Below are 21409 nucleotides of genomic sequence, written 5' to 3' on the forward strand. Positions count from 1 at the left end.
ACCCTCACAGCCTGAGAAAATCGGACCCCCGTTTGTTCCTTTCGAGCCACAGATCACCCCGGCCAAATGAAATTGGCTGTAATTAATCCTATGGAATGGCCACGTACAACCGTTGTGAATAGTGGCGCTGAGTCCGCAATGGGGCCGAAAGGCGACAACAGCCTCGTCCGCAAAGCGCGGCCGTTTAAAAATGTGCTGGGTCAAAAAAACCGGGCGGCGCATCCGGCGGATCAATCAACTTGTCTTTGAAGCAACTAGCGTGAGCAAACCAAACCTGCCATTTGCCATCTGAGGTCTCAGCAGTAAGACGAAGTGGATTAGGAGACTTTGCTTCAATGCCTCGGCCGCAGAGGCAACATGGCCCCCATTCAACCATGGTTACTTTCCACGATTCTACCCCTCGTGCGGCTTGGAAGGTTTCCTCATTCGTCAGAATGGCTGAGGCTAGCATGGATCAAGAATGTCCGCAAAGGGCCCGGCTGCCGTCATTGGTGGCGTCTGCTACATGACGCGCGTTCGCCTCGCATCGTAACTCCTAGGGCACGCGGGCGTCCAGCAGAGCGAGATGTAGGGGCATTACCGTCGCCGTCCGGATTTGGCGATCCTCGTTGCTGCGTCGCGGACAAGTTTGAGCCGCTCAAGTTCGAGGAACGCGTCAGGGAGAGCGCGATGAGGCGGATTGGATGGCCGCGACTGTGCAATGATGTCAGCAACTAAAGCCGCGACGTCGACGCCGTCGCCTCGGCCAGAAAGGATTCCCGACACCGCTTCCAAAAAGAGATCGTCGGTTTTTCGTAGTCGCAACGCATGCCGCGGCATCGCTCCACCTCTAAGCAGCACACTGAGCCACTTCCCGTCCCAGGACGGCGAACTCGCATAAAGTTCGTTTCCCGAGAGCACCTCGATCATCTCCCGCACGACGAGTTCAACCTCGACCCCTTCCGCTTGCAGCAAGTCGCGCGAAATCCCGTGGATCTTTTCTGCGTCCGCCGACCAGTCTGTCCATCCCGGCTTGGGCTTGATCAACAACGATCGCGAGCGGCCGTCCTCGAAGACCCAGGCGATCTCGATCGGGTAGCTGTGCTTGCTGAGGGAGGAGGCTTCAAAATCGAGGAATGCGATCATCGCCAGTAGGTAGGGCGGTGATCGGACGGTCGCAATGCGCGCTTGCCTGCAGTTGCCGTGATCCCTTCGTAGAAGTCGCCCGTTTTCCCGAAGCGGACGACGATCGGCTCGCCTCCTTCCCCGCAGGGTTTCCATCCCGCCGAACGACGAGATCCCCGCATGACGGGAAGCGACGTCCTTGGCCTCTTCAATGGCTTCCGCCTCGGTCTCGTCGACGACGGTCTCCCATGCTTGGACGGGATCGCCGCGCTCGTTGAGATCGTAAGCGAATATGCTGATCGACGTGAACGTATCAGGCGGTCCGTGCTTTGGACGGGCGAGCTGTCTCACGAGATCATCGGCATCGTCCGTTCGCTCAGACTGGTCATCGGTCCCCAATTTCGCCCGTATCCAGGCGCGGCCTTGCCGGTCTTGACGAGAAGTCCTCGAAGCGCGCCCGCCGCCGCCAGGCCTCGCTGCAGAAGAACGCCTTCTTTCGGCATGCGGCAGCTAGATACCGACTGAACTCACGGCCGTTCAGAATTCTGGCCACGAAACAGCCTTATGACGAATCTAATGAACATAACTTGATCAAACCTCAGCATCATGGCAGCAACCGGGTGATGTTTTCGCATTCTTGATTTAAATCAAAGAAGCACGCGACTGGCAGGTTCATTGTTCGCTCGTCAAGGTGGCTGCATATGCAGCCCGGCGGAGGATCGTTCAATGGCGAACACAATCTTGAATGTCCATTCCGAGACATCTCCAGCCACGCCGGCTCATGTTTCGGTTCCTGTGCTGGGCGCAACGCTCGCCGTCTTCGCCTCCATCTCGTTCCTGCTGTGCATGCTGCTCGGCTTCGTCGCGCCGGAATGGGGTCTTCATAGGCCATGGCTGCAGTTCTATCTCGGCCTAACGGGCTTCGATCTTCGAAGCCTGGCGCTGGGCCTCCTTCAAAGCGTCATCTTCGGCGGCTATGCAGGAGCATCGATCGCTGCGATCTTCAATTTCATCTGCCGTCGTTTCGGCTGAGTAGGGGAGCGGAGCCGCGCACATGGCCGCCGACCGGTGCAGGTTTGCATGGATGAACACAGTGCTCGCCTTCCTGGTCGCACTCGCGTTTCTGCTTGCGCCCGCGGCAGGCGTGCAGGCGATGCGGTGCCATGAAGGTCCGGCCCACGGACAGTCCGACCTGGAGCATTCCTTCGGCCTGAAAAAGGGCGCCGACGTCTCGCTTCAAGGCGGCTTTCACACTTCCGACCACAAGGCCTGCTGCACCGTCCAATGCAGCTTCTGCGTCGTCCTGTCCAGCATCGACAGGACGGAAGCTCCCGCAGCCATTGGTTCCTTCTTCCGTTTCACATGGGGCGACCAGACCGGTAGCGGTCTGGCGCTTCCGCCGACGCTCGGTCCTCCTCGTCTTCCGGTCTGAGGATGCCGGAGGCCGCCTCGTCGCGGCATCCGGTCGCTTCCACGGGCGTCCCTCCGGACGCCCATGACCAATGGTCGGCGCAGCCGACCCGGAAACCAGGACCACCACAATGAAACGTCGTGAATTTCTCAACGGCCTGATGGTCGGCGCAGCAGCGCTCGGCACATCGGTCGCCCTTCGTCCCATAGGCAGCCGAGCGCAGGATGCCGCCGCCAAGGCATCTCCCGAACCACGCAACTTGTCCGTCGGCTACAGGACCATCGACGTCAAGGGCAGATCGGCCCGCGTCTTCGGCCTTGTCGGGCCGGACGGTACGCCTGGACTGGCATTCGACGCCGGAACCGAATTCGACGTCGCCTTGTCGAGCGCTATCGACCAACCGACACTGATCCACTGGCACGGCCTGACGCCGCCCTGGGTGGCCGACGGCGTGCCCGACAATCCGGCGGCATTTCTCAAGCCCTCCGAAACGCGCCGCTACACCTTTCCCGTCGGGGCGGGCGGCACGCACTGGATGCACGCCCATACCCTCCAGGAGCAGAACCTGCTCGCCGCCCCGCTGATCGTGCGGACCGCAGACGATAAGAAACGGGACGAGCAGGAGGTCGTCGTCCTGCTGCACGACTTCTCCTTCCTGTCGGCGGAGGAACTGCTGGCGAAGCTGAACGGGAATGCCGCGTCCGGTGCCATGCCGATGGATCACGGCTCGATGCAGGGCATGGCCGGCATGCAGCACATGATGTCCGGCAACGACATGGCGGGCATGGCGATGCCGGGAATGGGGTCCATGGACCTCAACGACATCGACTACGACGCCTATCTCGCAAACGACCGCACGCTCGACGATCCCGAAGTCGTAAGGGTCGAGAAGGGCGGTCGCGTCCGCCTTCGGATCATCAACGGTGCGACGGCGACCGCCTTCACCATCGACACCGGCCACCTTTCCGCAGAGTTGATAGCCGTCGACGGGCAGGGCGTGGTGCCGGTTGGTGGGACCTCGTTTCCGGTCGCCATGGGACAGCGCCTCGACATCCTGCTGAGCCTGCCGAAGGAGGACGGCGCCTTCCCAGTCCTCGCCCTTCGCGAAGGGGCCGTTGAGCGCACGGGCGTCGTCCTGGCCACGGCAGGGGCGGATATTCGAAAGATTCCGGTCGTGGGCGACGCGAAGGGGCCGGTTCTCGGGCTCGATCTCGAGCAGCGCCTGCGTCCTGTTAGCCCGCTTGTGTCCCGTGCGGCGGACCGCCGCTTCGATCTGTCGCTGACGGGCGATATGACCGCCTATACCTGGGGCATCGACGGGGCGGACGGTCTCGTCGTGAAGCGCGGCGAGCGGATCGAGGTCGCAATCAAAAACGCGTCGATGATGGCGCATCCGATGCACCTGCACGGGCATCATTTCCAGGTGGTCGGCATCAACGGAACCCCGGTCGCGGGCGCGGTCAGGGACACGGTCCTGCTGCCGCCGATGGCGAGCGTCGTCCTGGCCTTCGACGCCGACAATCCCGGCCGCTGGCCGCTTCACTGCCATCATCTCTACCACATGGCGACGGGCATGATGGCCTACGTCACCTACGACGGCATCGGCTGACGCGGTCCAATGGACCGCGACGCCTTCCCCGAACTCCTTCGAACGAGGCATCCTCATGAACGACAATCATCCCCCGTCGGCCTGGAGCACGTATAGCCGGACCGTCTTTATCGCCTTCGCCACGATCACGCTGGCGCTCATCGCATACGAACACCGCGTGCACGTCCTCGGCATCCTGCCGTGGCTGCTCATCCTGGCCTGCCCGCTGATGCATCTCTTCATGCATCATGGCCACGGCGGTCATTCCGGCCATTCCGGTCACGATCATGCCGGCCACCAGGCGGGCATGGACCAACAGCGGCGCAAGGAGACCGACGATGTCTGACATGCCGGCCTACGGGCTCTGGAGCCTGGTGATCATCAATTCCGTTGTTTTCATCGTCTTCGCCGCGAGCTTCACGAGGCTCGAGACGAAACGGGACTGGCGCTCGCTGGGCGCCTTCTGCGCCTTCGTCGTCGCGCTCTTCACGGAGATGTACGGCTTCCCGCTTACCGTCTATCTGCTGTCTGGCTGGCTTGGCCGACAGTTTCCGGGCGTCGACTTCTGGTCGCACGACGCCGGCCACCTCCTGGAGATGATGTTCGGCTGGCGCGTCAACCCGCATTTCGGGCCGTTCCATCTCGCGAGCAACATCCTGATCATCGCCGGCTTCTGGCTGCTCGCCTCGAGCTGGTACGTGCTCTACGCCGCGCAGCGCGAGCACTGCCTGGCGACCACGGGACCCTACGCCCGCGTCCGGCACCCGCAGTACGACGCCTTCGTCGTCATCATGATAGGATTCCTTCTGCAGTGGCCGACTCTCGTGACGCTCGCCATGTTCCCAGTGCTGGTCTGGGTCTACGTGCGCCTGGCGAAGCGGGAGGAGGAGGCCTCGCGGGCCGAGTTCGGAGCCGCGTGGGATGCCTATGCCAGAACGGTTCCCCGGTTCCTTCCAAGGTTCGGCCTCGGAAAGGACGCCGCTGGAAGCCATCGCGGAGGAGCTGTCCATGACTGACCACAACGTCCATGAAGGCCATGCCCACGGCGGCCATCACCATCACGAAGAAGGGCGGCCGGCCACGCAAGCGGCCACCAGGCCGCCGGAGGCTCCGGAGGGCGTGATCTATACCTGCCCGATGCATCCGCAGATCCGGCAGGTAGGCCCCGGCACCTGTCCGATATGCGGCATGACGCTCGAGCCGGAGGTCACGACGAAGGAGACCGGGCCGAGCGCCGAACTTGTCGATATGACCCGGCGGTTCTGGATCGGACTCACTTTGTCGCTGCCCGTTCTCGCGCTCGAGATGGGCGGCCATCTCACCAACCTGCACATGCTGCTCGGCGCGCAGCTCTCGAACTGGATGCAGTTCGTGCTTGCGACGCCCGTCGTGCTCTGGGCCGGATGGCCGTTCTTCGAGCGGGCCTGGGCCTCGCTCCTCAACCGCAGCCTCAACATGTTCACGCTGATCGCGATGGGAACGGGCGTGGCCTGGATCTACAGCGTCGTCGCCACGGCGGCGCCGGACATCTTTCCTGCCACGTTCCGCGCCGCCGACGGCTCGGTCGCGATCTACTTCGAGGCGGCCGCGGTCATCACCGCACTCGTGCTGCTCGGCCAGGTTCTCGAACTCCGGGCGAGGGAGCAGACCGGCGGCGCCATCCGGGCGCTGCTCGACCTCGCACCGACGACGGCCCGCCGCATCCGTGAAGACGGATCGGACGAGGACGTCGGGCTGGACGTCGTCGCGGTCGGGGACCGTCTGCGCGTACGGCCGGGCGAGAAGGTCCCTGTCGACGGGGCGTTGCTGGAGGGGCGCAGCTCCGTCGACGAATCCATGATCACCGGCGAATCCATGCCGGTCACCAAGGATGTCGGCGCCAAGCTGATCGGTGGCACGATGAACCAGAGCGGCGGCTTCGTCATGCAGGCCGGCAAGGTCGGGCGCGACACGATGCTCTCGCAGATCGTCCGCATGGTGGCCGAGGCCCAGCGCTCCCGAGCGCCGATCCAGAGGCTGGCCGACCAGGTGTCGGGCTGGTTCGTCCCGGCTGTGATCCTGATCGCGGTGGCCGCTTTTGTGGCCTGGGGCGTCTGGGGACCGGAGCCGCGCTTCGCCCACGGCCTCGTCGCCGCCGTCGCCGTGCTGATCATCGCCTGCCCATGCGCCCTCGGACTGGCGACGCCGATGTCGATCATGGTGGGCGTCGGCCGCGGTGCGCGAATGGGCGTCCTCATCAAGAACGCCGAGGCGCTGGAGCGCTTCGAAAAGATCGACACGCTTGTCGTCGACAAGACCGGCACGTTGACGGAAGGCAGACCCAAGGTGACCGCATTGAAGGCCGTCGAAGGGTTCGACGAAGCCGAACTCCTGAGGCTGGCCGCAACACTCGAGCGTGCCAGCGAACATCCCCTTGCGGCGGCCATTGTCGCCGCGGCGCTGGAGAGGGGCCTTGCGCTGGGCGAGGCCCGCGAGTTCGACAGCCCCGTCGGCAAGGGCGTCACCGGAACCGTCGATGGCAGGAAGCTGGTCATTGGCAGCCATCGGATCATGGCGGAGGCAGGCGTGGACCTCGCGGCACTCTCGGCCGAGGCCGAGGCGCTGCGCGGCGAGGGTGCGACGGTGATCTACGTCGCCGTCGACGGCAAGGTGGGCGGTCTTGTCGCCATCGCCGATCCGATCAAGGCGACGACGCCCGAGGCGCTGCGCTCGCTCGAAGAGGAGAACATCCGCGTCGTCATGCTCACTGGCGACAACAGGACGACGGCGCAGGCGGTGGCCAGAAGGCTCGGCATCGACGAAGTCGAGGCGGAGATCCTGCCTGAGGACAAGGGCAAGGTAGTCGCCAGGCTTCGATCAGAAGGCCGCGTCGTCGCGATGGCCGGCGACGGGGTCAACGACGCCCCGGCGCTCGCCGCCGCCGACGTCGGAATCGCCATGGGCACGGGAACGGACGTGGCGATCGAGAGCGCCGGCGTCACGCTGCTGAAGGGCGACCTGCAGGGCATTGCCAGGGCGCGCAAGCTCAGCCACGCGACGATGAGCAACATCCGTCAGAACCTGTTCTTCGCCTTCATCTACAACGCAGCCGGCGTGCCCATCGCGGCCGGGGTGCTCTATCCTGCCCTGGGGCTGCTGCTCTCGCCGATCATCGCGGCCGCCGCCATGGCTCTGTCCTCCGTCAGCGTCATCGGCAACTCGCTGCGGCTGCGGCGCTCGTCGATCGACTAGGTGGCCGGCGGCGTCCCCGCCGGAACACGACATTCCAAATGCCGGTCCTGCGCAGGATCCCAGGAGGCAGGCGGATGAAGAAACCACGCTAAAGGAGAAGCGACATGACTATGAAAAGATTACCACATGCGGCCTTGCTGGCCACGCTGATTACGCTCGGCGGAACAGGTTTCGCCATAGCACAGGCGAACGGCGCCGACCCTCATCATCCCACCGACTCGTCGCAGGTGACCCCACCCTCCGGCACCGACGGCATGTCCGGGCAGGGGCAGGGCGGAATGCCCGGCTGCGACATGATGCAAGGCGGGATGATGGGACGGGGCATGATGCAGCCCGGCATGATGGGGGGCATGCCGATGATGGCGATGCGCGGGCACATGATGAAGATCATGTTCGCGGTCGCCGACGCCGACGGAGACGGCGCGCTGTCCTTCGAGGAGGTGACGGCGATCCACAAGCGGATATTCGACGCCGTGGACGCGAACAAGGACGGCAAGGTCACGACCGACGAGCTGCAGGCGTTCATGCGGCCGTAGCGGGGACTAGGGATCAAGCCTCGGGCTCTGCGAATAGTCGCGGAGCCTCCGAGGATATGATAGGATCAGATTGCATTGACCACGGGAGGGGTAAATGCACCGCATCCTTCTGTCTCTGATCCTTTGCGCGCAGTCCGCATCGATGTCGGCGGCCTCCGGCCTTGCCATCTTCCACACCGCTTCGTTCGGCAGCAGCCGGTCGGTCAGCCTCAGTCTGGCGGAGGGCGGTCCTGCCCGCGATCCGGCCTTCGATTTCGACGTCGTCATCACGCTGTCAGAGTTCGACGGTGGCGGGACTGTGCTTTATCGGGACGGAGGTAGACACCAGGCGAGCGTGCGCTGCGTTTCGCCCGCCATGGTCCGGATCAATTCCGCCGACTATGCGATCGACGTGTCGGCGCGGCCGGGAACCGACTGGAAGCACGATCTCTGGGCAGCGCTCTGCAACACTCCAGTTTCCTGAGCGGTCGTACGACATGGCTTGGTCGATCGAGGCGTCAGCCCTTCCGGGGGCGGACCTCCATGAACACGTATGGCGCGCCGGTCCCCGAGGGGATCGCATAGACGTCATAGGATGCCTGCGGGTCGTCACCCATTCCCAGCGAGCCGGACGGCATGCCCGGCACGGCCAGCCCCCGGACCGGCGGCCGCTCCTGTAGCAGGCGCTGGACAGCCTCGAGCGGCACGTGTCCCTCGAGGTAGTATTCCTCGATGACGGCGGTGTGGCATCCCTCCAAGTCGGCAGGCACGCCCAGCCGCGCCTTGACCGCGGCTAGGTCGTCGGTGTCGCGGGCGTCGACGGAAAATCCTGCCGAGGCCATCGCCTTCGACCATTCATGACAGCAGCCGCAGTTCGGATCCTTGTAGACCGTCATCTTGACCGGCGTGGCGGCGCGTGCCCCTCCGCCTAGCAACGCGAGCGCGGATGCCGCCATTGCGATGAAGCTTCTCCTGTGCATCGTCTCAACTCCTCGATGTCCTGGCCGCCCGGATGGATCCGGGCGGCCAGGAGTCCGCTATTTTACTTCGGTGACGGTCAGCTTGCCATTCACGCGTTCGGCAACGAATTCGATGCTCGAACCTTCCTTCAGCTTTTCGAGCAGAGCCGGGTTGTCGACGCGGAACACCATCGTCATTGCAGGCATGTCGAGGTTCTTCAGGTCCTCATGCTTGATGGTGACCTTCTTCGCCTTGGCGTCGACCTTGTTGACGACGCCCTTGGTGAATTCCTCAGCGAACGCACCGAAGGCCGCGCTGGCCGAAAGAAGGGCGGCTACGCCGATTTTGATCATTGCAGTTTTCATGCTTGTGGCTCCTTTGATTGTGGTTACTTCCCGGCGACGTTGACGTTGACGTCGCCGTGCATGCCGGCCTCGTAGTGGCCCGGGATCAGGCAGGCGAACTTGAACTCGCCGTCGGTGGTGAACTTCCAGACGATCTCGCCGGATTGGCCGGCCGGAAGCCGGATCGAGTTGGGGTCGGCGTGTTCCATCTCCGGGAACTTCTCCATGACCTTCTTGTGTTCCAGGATCTTGTCTTCCTGATCGAGCACGAACTCGTGGTCGACGGTTCCGGCATTCTTGATCGCGATCTTGACCGTCTGCCCCTTGCGGACGTTGAAGACGGCGGGCGTGAAGATCATCTTGCCGTCGTCGGTTTCCTTCATCGTGACGCGGATCGTCTGTGTCGCCTTGGCCTTGTCGCCGGGTTCTCCGATGGCCATCTTCTCACCATGGCCGCCAGCGTGATTGCCGGAAGCGAGCGCCGGGGTTGCGAGTGCGACGAGCGCCAGTGCCAGTACATAGTTCTTCATGCGTAGATCCTTTTGATGTGGGAGATTGAGCCTCAGCCGTTTGTCGGCCTGGGGGTGATTTGCGTCTTCGCGTCTTTGGCCTTGGTCGCGTCCGGCAGCTCGCCGGCCCACTCCCAGGCCTGCGTTCCGGGCGGGTTTTCGTACCAGCCCGGATCGGAGTAGTCGTCCGCCGAGATGCCCTCGCGGACCTTCACGACCGAGAACATGCCGCCCATCTCGATCGGGCCGTGCGGGCCCCAGCCGGTCATCATCGGGACGGTGTTTTCGGGGATGGGCATTTCCATTTCGCCCATATCTGCCATGCCCTTGGTGCCCATGGGCATGTATTCCGGCTGCAGCTTCCTGATCTTGTCGGCGACCTTCGACTTGTCCGCCCCGATGAAGGTCGGGATGTCGTGACCCATGGCGTTCATCGTGTGGTGCGACTTGTGGCAGTGGATCGCCCAGTCACCGAGGTACTTGGCGTCGAACTCGTAGGCGCGCATCGCGCCGACCGGGATGTCGATGCTCACCTCCGGCCACCGCGCCTCCGGCCGGACCCAGCCGCCGTCCGTGCATGTCACCTCGAAGTCGTAGCCATGCATGTGGATCGGATGGTTCGTCATCGTCAGGTTGCCGACCCGCACCCGCACCCTGTCGTTCTTGGAAACGACGAGGGGGCTGATGTCCGGAAACACGCGGCTATTCCAGCACCACATGTTGAAGTCGGTCATCTCCATGATGCGCGGCACGTAGGAGCCGGGATCGATGTCGTAGGCGTTGAGCAGGAAGACGAAGTCGCGGTCGACGCGCATGAACTTCGGGTCCTTGGGATGGACGACGAAGAAGCCCATCATGCCCATGGCCATCTGCACCATCTCGTCGGAATGCGGGTGGTACATGAAGGTGCCGGACTTCACGAGGTCGAACTCGTAGACATAGGTCTTGCCGACCGGAATGTGCGGCTGCGTCAGCCCGCCGACGCCGTCCATGCCCGACGGCACGAGCATGCCGTGCCAGTGGATCGTCGTGTGCTCCGGCAGCTTGTTGGTGACGAAGATGCGGACGCGGTCGCCTTCGACCGCCTCGATCGTCGGACCCGGAGACTGGCCGTTGTAACCCCACAAGTAGGCTGTCATGCCGTCGGCCATCTCGCGCTCGACCGGCTCGGCGACCAGATGAAACTCCTTGACGCCGTTGTTCATCCTGTGGGGCAAGGTCCAGCCGTTCAAGGTGACGACCGGCTGGTAGTCCGGACCGGAGGTCGGGTGGAGGGGCGGCTGCATGTCGGCCGATTCCATTGTCGGGGCGTCGGGCAGGCCCATCGCCGACGTCTTCGTCCAGGCTCCGGCCGCAAGAAGGGCCGCGCTCGCACCGAACAGTTGTCGTCTGTTGAACATTGTGATGTCCTTTCTCAATGGCCGCCGCCACCGCTGCTTTCGGAAGCAGCGGTGACCTCGGTCTCTGCCGACGCGTTCGTCGCGCCGCCGCCGTAGATCGCAGGCGCGAGGTTGGCTTCGGCCAGCCAGAAGTCGCGCTTCGCGTTGACGGAGAGCAGGATGGAGTTGATCTTGTCGCGGGTGTCGGTCAGCAGCTCGAAGGTGTTCGAGATCATGCCGTTGTAGGTCAGCAGGGACTCCTCCTCGACCTTGGTGCGAAGCGGCACGACGTCGTTTCGGTAGTGCCGCGCGATGTCGTAATTCGAGCGGTATGCCTCGTAAGCGGACCGGGCCTGCGACCGGACGTTGACGGCCTTTTCCGCCAGCAGGTTTGCCGCACGCATGTAGGCCGCTTCGGCCTTGCGCATCCGGGCCTTGCCGGTGTCGAAGATCGGGATCGCGAACTCCAGTTCGACCTGGGCAGTCGTCCTAGTCTTCTTCTCGTCGTCCTCGATTTCCCGTTCCGTTTCGAAACCGGTCAGGATTTCGAGGTCGGTGACATAGCGGGTCGCCTCGGTCAGACCATACGACTTGGCAGTGGCTTCGAGTTCGAGCTTCGCCACCTCTAGGTCTATCCGGTTTCGGAGTGCTTCTGCCTCGATGGTGTCGCGTCTGGCGACGGACTTGGGTAGCGGCGGCAGACTGTTTTGAACCTGGTAGTCCAGGTCGGAACCCCAGAGGCCCATGAGCCGCGTCAATTCCTCCTTGGCGAGACGTGCCGCCAGGCGGGCCTTGGCGGTCTCTCCGGCAAGTTCGGCGACGAACACATGTTCGCGGGCCTGGGCGCCCTTGGTCATCGCGCCGGTCTCGCCCAGCTTCTCCGCGAGCTCGGAAGCGGCGTCCGCCGTTGCCTGGGCGCGCTGGAGCTGCCCGACGTTCTCCCAGGCCGCCACCGCCCCTATCCAGGCACGCCGCGTGTCGGCGGCGACCTGAAGCGTCTTCACGGCAGCGGTCAACTGTGCCTGCCGGAAGCGGGTGTCGGCGATCGCTATGTCCCGGTTCCTCGTCGCGAGCGCCAGAATGTTCGTCGTGATCATCCCCTCGATGGTCTTGAACGCCTCCAGTTCCGGCGTCCCCATGCCCGTCGTGCCGATGGAGACGGTCGGGTTGATGAACATCGTCGACTGCCAGGCGTCGGCGGCGCTGTCGCCAAGATCGGCGTAGGCCGCCTGGAGGCCCCTGTTGTTGAGCAAGGCGATCTGGACGGCCGTCTCGGCGTCGAGGGTCTTCTTTCGCGCGAGCAGGCTTCTGACCTGCGCGGCGGCCGACCGGGCCTGGTTCTTATTCTGGATCCAGACGGTCTGCTTCGCAGTGACGGTGGCAGTCTTGTTTGAGACGGAGGTGAAGCCCGCCTCCTTGCCGGAATACTCGGCGCCTGTGACGCAGCCGCTCAGCACCAGCGGGAATGCCAGCACGGCCATCAGTTTTTTGGGGTCGATCACGAGGCGTCTCCATCCGCCGGCGACTGCAGATCGTTCTGTCTGCGCCATGGCTTGGGATCGACGGGCTGCCTGGCGACATAGCCCGCAATCGGCGAGCGGTATGCGGCCGGGCGCGCGAACGGCTGTTCGACTGCGGCGGCGGACGCCACCACATCGGGAGGAAGCGTGGATGCGCAGCCGCCGATAACAAGCGGCAGCCCCACCACGAAAAGCGAGGGTTTCATTATGAAATTTCCGAATAAGAGATAGCCTACGGGCGCTCGCCTAAAAGGCAGGCGGCCGACTGGACCCGATCAAGCGGGCGCGTCTCTATTCAGATATTCGGGGGACGGTCGAGGGTCGGCAGTTCGCCAAGGGTCGTCCGGTCGTCGACGAACTGCCGGATCGAGGTCACGACGGGTCCGCCGACGTCGGGGCTTGCACAAATGATGCCAAAGCCGCCGCAGAAGTCCTTGCAGCATTCCTGCTTGACGAGCTTCGACGCACCATCGTCATCGTGGGATGCGTCGCCATGCGAGCGGCCGTGATGGGCCGCCTGCGTCATGTCGTGGCCTTCATGAGACGGTGTCACGTCCGAGACGACGGCCTTCAGGTCGGGGAAAGAGGAGCCGTGCATCGCGGCGTTGGCGTTCGACAGCGAGTACCCCGCCAGTGATACGATGATCACCAGCCGCATCATCACGAGCAGCCTGCTCACTGTGATTCGGTACATCTTGCCCATTCCCAACGAGCTACATGCAAAGCAGCCCGATTTCAACTAGGACCTATGTCTCGTCGATGTTCGAGTCCTTTATGTGGCGCGAACATCGCGTTGTGCACAGCTAGGTGGCGTGGACACTTGTCTGATCGATAAGACGATGGCGGCGACGCGCGACTACCGACAGACCACGGGAACCGGCGTTCGCTCCCCGGTTTGCCGCAGAATGAAAGCGATCTGCACCTCCGTGAACTTCGACTTTTTTCATGCCGAAAACTCCGTCTAGACTGGAATTTCCAGTCTCAACCGGTCCGGGAAATCGGAGGTGTCAAAGCGGCAACAATGCGTCAGGCTTCACATCACCGATTGATGCGTAACTGTGGGTTTCTCTGACGCCAGGAAGCGGCAGAATGACCCGCTGCAGGAATTCCTGAAACGTCGCCATGTCCGCTATTCGTGCTTTGACCAGGTAGTCGAAGCCACCAATCACCATATGACATTCGATGATTTCGGGTGCCTTCGCAACAGCCTCTGCAAAGCGGTCGAAGACGTGCGGCGCGGTGTGATCGAGCCTTACCTCGATAAAGACGAGCGTGCCGCGTCCGATCTTTGAAGGCTCGAGCACAGCCCGCACAGCGCGGATAAAGCCTTCACTGAAAAGCCGCTTGATGCGCTGCGATGCGCCGGTGGGTGACAATCCAACGCGTTCGGCGAGGTCAAGAACAGTTCGGCGACCATCTTCTTGCAATAGCCCGAGCAGCATCCGATCGACACGGTCCAAGTCACTCATTTCTGATTCACACTTTCTTGGGTTGGAATGCGCGATAATCACGCAAAAAAGTCGAAATGACTATATTTCGCCGCGCCGTTTGCCGCAATACGGTTGGAAAGCAACTAAACCCCAACCAGACGAAGGCAAGCAACATCATGCACAGAACCCAACCTGCCTTAAGCACTCACACCAAAGGTGAGATCAAGATTCTCTCGCTGAGCGAAGCGGAGGTCAAAACATGCATCGACCTGCGCAAGCTGCTCGACGCGCTAGCGGACGGGTTCAAAGCGCTCTCCGACGGTCGTGTCGTCAATCCAGCGCGGCCACAACTCGATATTCCGAATGCGGGCTATTCGTTGGCGATGCCGGCCTGGATGAAGGGAATGCATTTGACCGTAAAACTGGTCAACGTGTTCGAAGGCAATATCGCCCGGGGCATCCCCAGTCACCTCGCAACAATACACCTCTTCGATCCAGAAACAGGGATGCCTGTTTGCATTATGGATGGTACCTACATTACGGCCGTACGCACGTCTGGCTCAGCGGTCCTCTCGGTGCGAGAGCTCGCCAGGCGCAATGCCAAGGTCGCGACCGTCGTGGGCGCGGGCGTTCAAGCTAGCCAGCACCTTCACCTGTTGCCGCTCGTTCGCGATTTCCAGGAAATTCGAGTGTTCTCTAGAGATTTTGCTGATGCGCAGGCGCTGGCTTCACGTCATTCAGGCATCACTGCCGTCGAGGACCTCGAGGCGGCGATACGCTCTTCAGATGTTGTGTGCCTCGCGACGCACTCCTATGTCCCCGCAATATCCGCAGAATGGGTTCAACCAGGAACGCACGTGTCCTCGGTTGGTGTCGCCCCCCCCGGCGGCGAACTTCCGATCGATTTGATGGCGCGCGGCACCCTCTTTGTTGAGACGCGGGATTCGTTCGCGCCAACACCCGTGGGCTGCTGCGAACTCGTAAATATTGATCCCGAAGCAGGCACCGATCTTGGTGCGATGTTGCTGGGGCAGCGATCAGGTCGGACGTCTGATCAGCAGATCACGATCTACAAGGCCATGGGCGTCGCCATGGAGGATATGGTGGCAGCCGACCTCGCTTACCGCGAGGCCAAACGCCTGGGTGTGGGCCAAGCTATTTCTCTCTAGATGGCCTGGACTGTTATCTGATCCATAGGACGATTGCTGCGATGGTGACGACGGCGAGGTAGTTTCTCGCCGTTTTCTCGAAGCGCGTTGCGACTCTTCTGAACTGCTTGAGTTTGGAGAAGCAGCATTCGATCAGGTGGCGTTGGGCATAGAGCTCCTTGTCCAGTGGGTATTTTTGAGCGCGGCAGGGATTATTGGGGATCACCGCCACAGCGCCTTTATCAGCGATGGCATTGCGCAGGCGATCGCTGTCATAAGCGGTGTCGGCCATGAGGATGTCGGCGGGTAGGCCCTCGATCAGGGCATCGGCTTGCGGCGCATCGCCCTTCTGGCCCGCGGCAAGTGTGAAGCGGACCGGGCAGCCGAGACCACGCACAGCCATATGGATTTTGGTGCTCAGGCCGCCTCGAGAGCGGCCAAGGGCCTGATCTTCAGCCCCTTTTTTGCGCCGGCGGCGTGCTGATGGGCGCGGATGATGGTGGAATCGACGATCAGATATTCGAAGTCCGGATCGTCCGACATCACCGCGATCATGCGCCACCAGACGCCCTTTTGCTGCTTTCCTGGATGCCGGTGTTTGGAGACGCTCTCACGGTTGTCGCCGGAGTGCTCAGGGAGCCGCTGCTTGCGTTCACGATCCTTGTGTTCGTGGCCAAGACGGGCCGCTACGTCGTGTTGACGCTGGCCACTTTACCGTTCTTGGGCTGACCGCTTCCGGCGCGGGAACACCATCCGATCGACCGTCTCGTCACGGGAGACTAGCGTGTGCCAGGCCGACGCAGCGAGATGCAGCGCGACCATCGCCAGGATGATTTTCGACCCCACGACGTGGTACGGCGCGATCCCGAACCAGAAGTAGCTTGCGACGAATCCCATGCAGGCCTGTCCGATGATCGCTGCGTAGAAGGCGTGATGCAGCGCCGTGGCGGCCCGTCCGGTCCATGTGCCGGGCGCGCCGGCCTGGCGCGGCTGAAGTATTCGGAGAACCAGCCGCACGCCCATCAGCAGGCCGACCGCCATTCCCGTGTAGTTGTGGAGGTGATGCTGGACGACGTCCCAGTGCGACGGTGTCATGCCCATGTGGACGGCGTGGTGGGTTCTCTCGATGCTGCCGCCCGTCAGATACTGGACCGGCACCAGGAGGGCGACCAGCCAGTGAAGTCCTATCTGTGCCAGCGAATAGCCGCCTTTCATCGATCCTCTCCGCGCGAGAGGCGCAGACTAGCCGGCGGCGGTTAACGCTTCCTCATCGGCAAGTCGCTGACGACGAGCGGATCGGCGACATGCAGAGCTGCGGCGACGCCTACCGCCGCTGCGCCGAGAGCTGCCGCAAGATGGCGGTGTGATCGAGGAGGGCATTCGCCCTCTTGCTGCCCAGATGAGAACGGATATCCGTGGCAAGTGAAATGGAGCCGAGTTCGGAACGCAAGCTTATGAGACAGACCACCTACGTGAACAGGTTTGGACGACTTGCCTTGATGGGCGCGGTCTTGATGACGGCGGTCCCGACGCCTGCCGCCGAGGACGTCGTCGCCCTTCGGCAGGCGGACATGAAGGCCATGGCCGCCGCGGCGAAGACGATCTCGGGCATGTTCAAGGATCCGGCGATCTACAAGGCCGCCGAGTTCAGGTGGGCGGCCGACACCATCCGCGACAGGTCGGGGAGCGTTCTCGCCGGACACTTTGCGTCCGAGGCCGCCAGCCCGCAGTCAAAGGCGAGGCCGAACATCCTCGAGGAGCGCGACAGGTTCAACCGGTTCGCGAACGACCTGCGCGACTACGCCGTCGCTCTGGACGCCGCGGCGGAGAATAACCCCGGTCCGATGTCCGCCGGCATGCGGATGAAGCCTGGAGAGCCCATGGGCGGCGGCCCGCTCGGCACCCACGTCCGCAACGAGCAGGAGCTGTCGGCGATGCCGGCGGAACATGCCTTCCACCTCATGCTCCAGACCTGCACCACATGCCACGCAAAATTCAGGATGGAATGAGAACGACTCCTAAGGACCGGGATTGTTCGCCTTGTTCAAGCCTTAGAGCGCAACCTTTAACAAGGACGGTCTGGAGCTGACTTGTGAAAGGTTGGATCCAGGCGGCTATCGTCCGCCGTGCTCCGTCTTCAGCCCGTTGAGGCCGAAGCGGGGGGTGATCGCGGGCGGCGGCACTTCATCGTCCGGATTGGCGAACTCGTCGATGATCGGGCAGTCGGGCCGGTCGTCGCCGTGGCAGTGCTTGACCAGTTGCTTGAGCGTGGCGGTCATCGCGTGGATCGCAGCCGCCTTGCGCTCGAGCTCCTCGATATGCTCGCGGGCGATGCTCTTCACGTCGGCGCTCGCTCTCGACCTGTCCCGCCAGAGAGCCAGCAGCGTCTTCATCTGGTCGACGGAGAAACCGAGGTCCCGCGCTCTGCGTATGAATCGCAGGGTGTGGACGTCGTTTTCGCCGTAGGTGCGATAACTCGATTCCGTGCGATGCGCCGGCGCGATCACCTTTATCTGCTCGTAGTACCGGATCATCTTGGCCGATACGCCGCTGGCCTTGGCTGCCTCTCCGATGTTCATTCTGTGCTCCTGTCGATACGGAAGGGCGCGCCGCTACGGCGACGCTCCTGTTGCTTCAAGGTTGGATACGGCGAAGCCGAAGGGCGTTGCCGAGGACGAACACGCTCGACATGGCCATTGCGCCGGCGGCGAAGACCGGCGAAAGCAGCGTGCCGTTGACCGGGTATAGACCGCCGGCCGCAACGGGCACGAGGCTGGCGTTGTAGACGAACGCCCAGAACAGGTTCTGCTTGATGTTTCGGATGGTCGCGCGACTGAGCCCGACGGCCCTAACGACCGCCGTGAGGTCTCCGGACATCAGCACGACGTCGGCGCTCTCGATGGCAACGTCGGTGCCGGTGCCCACGGCAAGTCCCACGTCTGCCTCCGTGAGGGCCGGGGCGTCGTTGATGCCGTCGCCGACAAACGCGACCTTGCCGCCCTCGCGGAGCCGTTTGACGGCCTCCACCTTGCCTTCTGGACGCACCTCCGCAATCACCCGGTCGATGCCGAGCTGGGCGGCGACAGCCTCCGCGGTGCGACGGTTGTCTCCAGTGATCATCGCCACTTCGAGACCCAGGGCATGCAGGGACCTGATCGCCTCGGGCGTCGTTTCCTTGACGGGATCCGACACTGCAACGATCGCCGCAAGCCGGCCGTCCACGGCGACATAGAGCGGCGATCTGCCCTTGCCGGAGAGTTCCTCGGCGACGGGGGCGAATCCTTCCACGGAGACGCCCTCGCGGACCAGCGCCCGATCCGCGCCCACGAGCACCGATCGACCTGCGACGGTTCCTTTCACGCCATATCCTGGAGACGCCTCGAAACCCTCCACGTCGCCGAGCGCAAGTCCCTCCGCCTTGGCGGCCTTGACGATGGCTTCTGCGATCGGATGCTCCGACAGCGCCTCGAGGCTTGCCACCCAGGCGAGGACGTCCTCGCGCAGGAAGCCGTCCGAGACCCGGAAGTCGGTCAGCTCCGGCTTGCCCTTTGTCAGCGTTCCGGTCTTGTCCAGGGCGACGATGCGGGCCTCGCGTAGGCTCTGCAGCGCTTCGCCCTTGCGGAACAGGATTCCGAGCTCTGCCGCACGGCCCGTGCCGACCATGATCGACGTCGGCGTCGCAAGGCCCATCGCGCACGGGCAGGCGATGATCAGGACGGCGACGGCGTTCACCAGTGCGAAGCTCAGCGCCGGGGAGGGGCCGAGGATCATCCAGGAGCCGAATGTCAGCAGCGCGGCGAGGATGACGGCGGGGACGAACCAGCCTGTCACCCTGTCCACCAGAGCCTGGATCGGCAGCTTGGACCCTTGCGCGGCCTCGACCATCCGGACGATCTGGGCGAGCACGGTGTCGGCGCCGACCTTGGTCGCGCGGAACGTGAACGAACCCGTCTTGTTGATCGTGCCGCCGACCACCTCGCTGCCAATGGATTTCGAGACGGGGACGGGCTCGCCGGTGATCATGGCCTCGTCGACGTAGGACGCTCCGGAAGCCACCGTGCCGTCCACCGGAACCTTCTCGCCGGGACGAATGCGGATCACGTCCCCGACCACGACCTCGTCGATATCGATCTCCACGAATGTCCCGGACCGCTCCACGAAGGCGATCTTGGCCTGTAGGCCGAGCAGGCGCTTGATGGCCTGGCTCGTCTTTCCCTTCGCGCGGGCTTCGAGGTAGCGGCCGAGCAGTATCAGGGTCACGATGACGGCTGCTGCCTCGTAATAGACGTTCACGGTTCCTGCAGGCAGCGCGGCGGGGGCGAATGTCGCGACGACGGAGTATGCCCAGGCAGCCGAAGTTCCGAGCGCCACGAGCGAGTTCATGTCGGGAGCAAGCCGCAGGAGATTGGGCACGCCCTTCCGGAAGAACGCCAGCCCAGGTCCGAACAGGACGACGGTCGCCAGCCCGAACTGCAGATAGAGGCTCTCGCGCATGCCAACGGTGTCCATGACGAACTCGTGGACCCCCGGTATGAAGTGCGAGCCCATTTCGATCACGAACAGCGGCAGGGTGAGAATGGCGGATACGCCGAGACGGAGCGCGAGCGAACGCGTCTCGACGTCGCGGCGATCGGTGGCATCGGCCTTGTCCGATCGGCTTTCGAATTTAGGCTCGTATCCGGCCGTGCGGATGGCGTCCTCCAGTGTTCGGACGGACGCCGTACCCGCCGCGTAGCGGATGGTGGCCTTCTCGGTCGCCAGATTGACGGAGGCATCGACCACCCCCGGTACGGCTTTCAGATCTCGCTCGACGCGCGAGACGCAGGAGGCGCAGGTCATGCCCTCGACAAGCATCTCCAGCGTTTCGATCCGGGCTTCGTAGCCTGCGCCTTCGATGGCTTGCAGGACGGCGGCCGCGTCCACCGTGTCCATGAACGTCACCGTCGCGCGTTCGGTCGCGAGGTTCACCGACGCCGTATCGACGCCGGGAACGGCCTTGATCGCCCGTTCCACCCTTGCGACGCACGACGCACAGGACATTCCTTCGATGGCGAACTCGGCCGGAATGGGCAGCGCGGTCGATTTTTCGATCTGTGATATGGCAGTCATGGGACGATCCTTCATTCAACTGCACACATAAGTAATCCTTCCCATGATGGGAAGGTCAAGAGCCTCTTACTGGCGATTTCAGAAGCTCTCTTCAGGACGCGAGCGACAGCCACTAGGATCCGGCTGCGTACGAGGGCAACGCAGAGGCGGTCGCAAGAGGATTTGGAGGTGAACACCAGTGAGCGTCCCGTCTTCATTTCTAGGCGCGTCGCCCCGCCACCCTTCGGTTTAGAGTGTCGGCGTACGGAAATACGTGCCAGCCTTTTTCTACAGTCGAGGAACCAGCGCTCGATGCTCTGACGCAAGCGCCAGTAGGAGTGGCGATGGAGAGCGATGTGTGGCGTCGACAGAATTCGGTTTCGGCACCGGCCACCGTTGCGTTCATAGACATTGCGGGATTCAGCGCGATTGCGGACATTTCTGGCGACGCAGTCGCGCTTCACGTGCTTGAGGTATTCGAGAGCATGGTCCGCGACGCCCTCAGCGGCTACGAGCCCCCGATCAAATGGATCGGCGATGAGGCAATGCTCTCGTTTCCTGAACCCGATACGGCGATCCAGATACTCGGAACGCTGTTGCAGGCATGCCGTAAGGAACCACGGCTACCGCTCACCCGTGCTTGCCACTCAGCCCATTGCCGAGGGGGCTGTCGCCAGAGGCATCCTGGTGCGCGGCCTTGGAATGGTGGCGCTCAGATCGGTAGCCGGGGAAGTCCCTCTCTACGAGATCGAGCTTGCTCCGTCGGCTGACCCGGCCTGGATCGATCCGGTGTGTAAGATGCATGCCACCATATTCACCCTATCGACGGGCCGCGTTGCAGGGAGGTGGTTTTGTTCGTCGCGCTGCGAAGAAGCATATCGTCGGTCGCCGCAGACCTATCAGTCGCCCCGGTGACGGTTTGGGACTTCGGCGCGGAACCACCTGTTTCACCTGGGGCTCCGCTCCGGAAATCAAATTTGTTTGAAATTGGATGGATAACCCGCTTTCTCAATGGCAGTTTTGATCGCGGCTGGATCGCCCTTCGTTTCAACCTTGGCAGTCCTGGCCGCAAGATCGATGCTGGCGGAAGCTTCCGGATCGGCTGCTTTGATTGCTTTTTCGACTGTGCTGGCGCAATGGCCGCAGGTCATGTTCTGAATTTCGAATTCGTACATCGAGGTC

23 protein-coding genes and 2 pseudogenes are annotated in these 21409 nt (G+C 63.0%); 11 read left to right on the top strand and 14 right to left on the bottom strand.

Features of this window, described 5'->3' with window-relative positions; genetic code table 11:
• Window positions 1–576: 576 nt before the first annotated feature.
• On the bottom strand, window positions 577–1125 hold the full coding sequence (locus AC1DMK_RS27245; protein WP_037067877.1) for a 3'-5' exonuclease family protein: 549 nt from the start codon (window positions 1123–1125) through the stop codon (window positions 577–579).
• A gap of 705 nt (window positions 1126–1830) precedes the next feature.
• Here AC1DMK_RS27245 and AC1DMK_RS27250 point away from each other — a divergent pair.
• The 8 genes from AC1DMK_RS27250 (at window position 1831) to AC1DMK_RS27285 (ending at window position 8333) form a co-directional block, all read left to right on the top strand.
• Window positions 1831–2136, top strand: coding sequence for a hypothetical protein (locus AC1DMK_RS27250; protein WP_037067874.1), 306 nt, complete (start codon window positions 1831–1833; stop codon window positions 2134–2136).
• A gap of 52 nt (window positions 2137–2188) precedes the next feature.
• Window positions 2189–2536 (top strand): hypothetical protein, encoded by a 348-nt coding sequence (locus tag AC1DMK_RS27255; protein ID WP_477863515.1) that lies wholly within the window; start codon window positions 2189–2191, stop codon window positions 2534–2536.
• A 109-nt stretch (window positions 2537–2645) separates the two neighbouring features.
• On the top strand, window positions 2646–4124 hold the full coding sequence (locus AC1DMK_RS27260; RefSeq protein ID WP_477863516.1) for a multicopper oxidase family protein: 1479 nt from the start codon (window positions 2646–2648) through the stop codon (window positions 4122–4124).
• 55 nt (window positions 4125–4179) lie between these two features.
• Entirely contained in the window at window positions 4180–4449 is a 270-nt protein-coding gene (locus AC1DMK_RS27265) for a DUF2933 domain-containing protein (RefSeq protein ID WP_037067869.1), read from the top strand.
• Entirely contained in the window at window positions 4442–5119 is a 678-nt protein-coding gene (locus tag AC1DMK_RS27270; RefSeq protein WP_477863517.1) for a methyltransferase family protein, read from the top strand. Before AC1DMK_RS27265 ends, AC1DMK_RS27270 begins: the two co-directional genes overlap by 8 nt.
• Window positions 5112–7334 carry a copper-transporting P-type ATPase gene (locus tag AC1DMK_RS27275; RefSeq protein ID WP_477863518.1) on the top strand — a complete coding sequence of 741 codons (2223 nt, stop codon included), beginning with the start codon at window positions 5112–5114 and terminating at the stop codon, window positions 7332–7334. The genes AC1DMK_RS27270 and AC1DMK_RS27275 overlap by 8 nt, the downstream gene beginning before the upstream one ends.
• Before the next feature lie 104 nt (window positions 7335–7438).
• Window positions 7439–7870, top strand: a complete 432-nt coding sequence (locus AC1DMK_RS27280) for an EF-hand domain-containing protein (protein WP_477863519.1) — start codon at window positions 7439–7441, stop codon at window positions 7868–7870.
• A 94-nt stretch (window positions 7871–7964) separates the two neighbouring features.
• Window positions 7965–8333, top strand: coding sequence for a hypothetical protein (locus AC1DMK_RS27285; RefSeq protein WP_477863520.1), 369 nt, complete (start codon window positions 7965–7967; stop codon window positions 8331–8333).
• Window positions 8334–8367: 34 nt separating this feature from the next.
• On the opposite strand, the gene AC1DMK_RS27290 is transcribed toward AC1DMK_RS27285, so the two are convergent.
• The 8 genes from AC1DMK_RS27290 to AC1DMK_RS27325 all read right to left on the bottom strand — a co-directional run bounded on the left by AC1DMK_RS27290 (window position 8368) and on the right by AC1DMK_RS27325 (window position 14030).
• A complete protein-coding gene (locus AC1DMK_RS27290) occupies window positions 8368–8829 on the bottom strand; it encodes a DUF411 domain-containing protein (RefSeq protein ID WP_037067855.1) in 462 nt (153 codons plus the stop codon).
• A gap of 57 nt (window positions 8830–8886) precedes the next feature.
• A complete protein-coding gene (locus AC1DMK_RS27295) occupies window positions 8887–9174 on the bottom strand; it encodes a copper-binding protein (RefSeq protein ID WP_037067853.1) in 288 nt (95 codons plus the stop codon).
• Between the two features lie 23 nt (window positions 9175–9197).
• Window positions 9198–9683: a cupredoxin domain-containing protein gene (locus tag AC1DMK_RS27300; protein ID WP_477863521.1), complete on the bottom strand. Its 486-nt coding sequence runs from the start codon at window positions 9681–9683 to the stop codon at window positions 9198–9200.
• Window positions 9684–9715: 32 nt separating this feature from the next.
• A complete protein-coding gene (locus tag AC1DMK_RS27305) occupies window positions 9716–11062 on the bottom strand; it encodes a multicopper oxidase family protein (protein WP_477863522.1) in 1347 nt (448 codons plus the stop codon).
• 14 nt (window positions 11063–11076) lie between these two features.
• Entirely contained in the window at window positions 11077–12522 is a 1446-nt protein-coding gene (locus AC1DMK_RS27310) for a TolC family protein (protein WP_477863544.1), read from the bottom strand.
• A gap of 17 nt (window positions 12523–12539) precedes the next feature.
• On the bottom strand, window positions 12540–12767 hold the full coding sequence (locus AC1DMK_RS27315) for a hypothetical protein (RefSeq protein WP_037058882.1): 228 nt from the start codon (window positions 12765–12767) through the stop codon (window positions 12540–12542).
• 89 nt (window positions 12768–12856) lie between these two features.
• On the bottom strand, window positions 12857–13264 hold the full coding sequence (locus tag AC1DMK_RS27320) for a hypothetical protein (protein WP_477863523.1): 408 nt from the start codon (window positions 13262–13264) through the stop codon (window positions 12857–12859).
• 304 nt (window positions 13265–13568) lie between these two features.
• Window positions 13569–14030 carry an Lrp/AsnC family transcriptional regulator gene (locus AC1DMK_RS27325; protein ID WP_024324002.1) on the bottom strand — a complete coding sequence of 154 codons (462 nt, stop codon included), beginning with the start codon at window positions 14028–14030 and terminating at the stop codon, window positions 13569–13571.
• A 56-nt stretch (window positions 14031–14086) separates the two neighbouring features.
• Here AC1DMK_RS27325 and AC1DMK_RS27330 point away from each other — a divergent pair, with 56 nt between their 5' ends.
• Entirely contained in the window at window positions 14087–15160 is a 1074-nt protein-coding gene (locus AC1DMK_RS27330) for an ornithine cyclodeaminase family protein (RefSeq protein WP_477863524.1), read from the top strand.
• A 13-nt stretch (window positions 15161–15173) separates the two neighbouring features.
• On the opposite strand, the pseudogene AC1DMK_RS27335 reads toward AC1DMK_RS27330, so the two are convergent.
• A pseudogene (locus AC1DMK_RS27335) lies at window positions 15174–15715 on the bottom strand (IS5 family transposase); the annotation flags it as partial.
• Between AC1DMK_RS27335 and AC1DMK_RS27340 the strand changes: the two are divergent.
• Window positions 15713–15868 (top strand): annotated as a pseudogene (locus AC1DMK_RS27340) (YqaA family protein); the annotation flags it as partial. The pseudogenes AC1DMK_RS27335 and AC1DMK_RS27340 overlap by 3 nt on opposite strands.
• On the opposite strand, the gene AC1DMK_RS27345 reads toward AC1DMK_RS27340, so the two are convergent.
• Window positions 15851–16354: a cytochrome b gene (locus tag AC1DMK_RS27345; RefSeq protein ID WP_477863525.1), complete on the bottom strand. Its 504-nt coding sequence runs from the start codon at window positions 16352–16354 to the stop codon at window positions 15851–15853. The pseudogene AC1DMK_RS27340 and the gene AC1DMK_RS27345 overlap by 18 nt on opposite strands.
• 239 nt (window positions 16355–16593) lie before the next feature.
• Between AC1DMK_RS27345 and AC1DMK_RS27350 the strand changes: the two genes are divergently transcribed.
• A complete protein-coding gene (locus AC1DMK_RS27350; protein ID WP_477863526.1) occupies window positions 16594–17148 on the top strand; it encodes a cytochrome c in 555 nt (184 codons plus the stop codon).
• A 105-nt stretch (window positions 17149–17253) separates the two neighbouring features.
• Here the strand turns inward: AC1DMK_RS27350 and cueR are convergent, their stop codons facing one another.
• The 3 genes from cueR to AC1DMK_RS27365 form a co-directional block, all read right to left on the bottom strand.
• The gene (gene cueR / locus AC1DMK_RS27355) at window positions 17254–17718 is read right to left on the bottom strand and encodes a Cu(I)-responsive transcriptional regulator (protein ID WP_477863527.1); all 465 of its coding nucleotides are present in this window, start codon (window positions 17716–17718) and stop codon (window positions 17254–17256) included.
• A gap of 55 nt (window positions 17719–17773) precedes the next feature.
• On the bottom strand, window positions 17774–20248 hold the full coding sequence (locus tag AC1DMK_RS27360; protein ID WP_477863528.1) for a heavy metal translocating P-type ATPase: 2475 nt from the start codon (window positions 20246–20248) through the stop codon (window positions 17774–17776).
• Between the two features lie 950 nt (window positions 20249–21198).
• The gene (locus tag AC1DMK_RS27365) at window positions 21199–21402 is read right to left on the bottom strand and encodes a heavy-metal-associated domain-containing protein (RefSeq protein ID WP_477863529.1); all 204 of its coding nucleotides are present in this window, start codon (window positions 21400–21402) and stop codon (window positions 21199–21201) included.
• Window positions 21403–21409 lie beyond the last annotated feature (7 nt).

It is taken from the genome of Rhizobium sp. 05L419 (assembly GCF_056397845.1).